Source organism: Photorhabdus kleinii (genome assembly GCF_025384885.1).
Taxonomy (GTDB): domain Bacteria; phylum Pseudomonadota; class Gammaproteobacteria; order Enterobacterales; family Enterobacteriaceae; genus Photorhabdus; species Photorhabdus kayaii.
In genome coordinates, this window is the sequence record NZ_JAJAFY010000117.1 from 1 (window position 1) to 1,705 (window position 1,705).

At 44.3% G+C, this 1,705-nt stretch carries 1 protein-coding gene and 1 pseudogene; both read left to right on the forward strand.

Annotated features, from left to right (window positions below):
• A pseudogene (locus LG003_RS22805) lies at positions 1-1,026 on the forward strand (phage tail tape measure protein); the annotation flags it as partial.
• 4 nt (positions 1,027-1,030) lie between these two features.
• A complete protein-coding gene (locus LG003_RS22810; RefSeq protein ID WP_112876967.1) occupies positions 1,031-1,465 on the forward strand; it encodes a phage tail protein in 435 nt (144 codons plus the stop codon).
• Positions 1,466-1,705 lie beyond the last annotated feature (240 nt).

The following is a 1,705-nucleotide window of genomic DNA, read 5'->3' on the forward strand; positions in this document are numbered from 1 at the left end:
TTTTTTTCCGGCTTGATTGAAGGGCTGGCGCCGATTAAACAGGCATTTAACGCTGTTTTTACGCCGTTAGCCCCCATTTTTGATGGTATTGCGAGTGCTATTAAAAAAGTATGGGACTGGTTCACAAAACTGTTTGAACCCGTCAATACCACATCAGAAAATCTCAAAGCTTGCACAGAAGCCGGTAAAACGTTCGGGGAAATTGTCGGTGCGGCAATCAGCGCCCTAATGTTACCTATCACAGCGGTAGCAAAGGGCCTCGGCTTTATACTTGAAAAATTAGGCGCAATTCCTGATGCCACAAAAGCCGCCGCTGAAGCCGCCGAAGCCATGAACAACAAACCCGTTAAAGTCTCAGACAGTACATCTGAGAAACTCGATGAAATGGGTGAAAAAGTCAAACAACTCGTCGTGCCGAAGTGGGCCAGTGGCATTCTTCCAGCGCTGGGAGATAAAACAAAAGTCATTATTAATAAAGTCAAAGCCGCCGCCAGTGCTGCGGAAAAGAACAACAAACTTAAGCAAGACACTTCGACCAGTGATAACAATATACCCGCATATGGGACTCAGGTTTACACCCCCAAGGGGGATAAAAAGATAAGTGGCGGGGCCGCAAATACATCATTACAAAATACTGCATCACTCGCTGACGCGAATAAACTGGGTGAAATTGTCTTTAAGAATTATCCCGCCGTGACTGCAATAGATGGCGCGTATCGTGAGCCCCAATTGAATGTACCGCGTGCCTCATTGTTATCTCGACTAAAAGATTCTGCGATGGGGCTTGCAAATGCGGTGCTGCCAGAACCACAACCGGCGTTCGCTGGCATTCCGGTACCGATTGATCTGAACGGAAATAGAAATGAGCGGCAAAGAGCGAGTGACAACTACACTTTCGAGCTGAATTTTTACGGCGTTGATATGCGTGACAGCAAAGCCCTGGGTGACTTAGTGAAAGAAAAAATACGTGAACTGATGCGAGAAAATAATACGCGTCGCCGTTCTCGTTTAACTGATGGAGATTGATTTTATGATGATGATCTATGGTATGTTTGTTTTTATGTTGAATACCGCGCCCTACCAAACGTTAAGTCGTGAAATGGCCTGGCGGCATGTGAAAAATGACCGCGTGGGGAAATCGGCAAAATGGCAGTATATCGGGGCGGGTGAAGATAGCATTACGCTTGATGGAGTGCTCTATCCAGAAGTGACGGGGGGTGATATTTCTCTTGAAGCCCTGCGCACACTTGCATATGCGGGCAGGGCTTGGCCGTTAATTGAGGGCACCGGCATGATTTACGGTATGTTCGTGATTGAAAGCCTGAATGAAACCCGGACCGAATTTTTTTCTGATGGAAAAGCACGAAAAATTGAATTTACTTTATCACTGAAAAAAGTCAGTGAAGATATTAGAGAAGGCTTAAGCAATATCACTGCTGATGATCTACTTAATATTGTTAAGTAATGTAGTACGTTTGCCCACTCTGTTTTTATTTAAAGCGTTAACTGTATCTTGAGATATCGCAGCAATATCATTGCGGATTTTCTCATTATCACTTTTCGACGATATAAGCTTTCTATAATTGGTTGCTGGCATGATATCCATGATACTACTTACAGCAATAAAAAAACGACGTATTGACATCTCTAATTTCCAAATCTGGGTACAGTAGACAAGGGCCAAACGGCCCTGTTCTTATTTAGG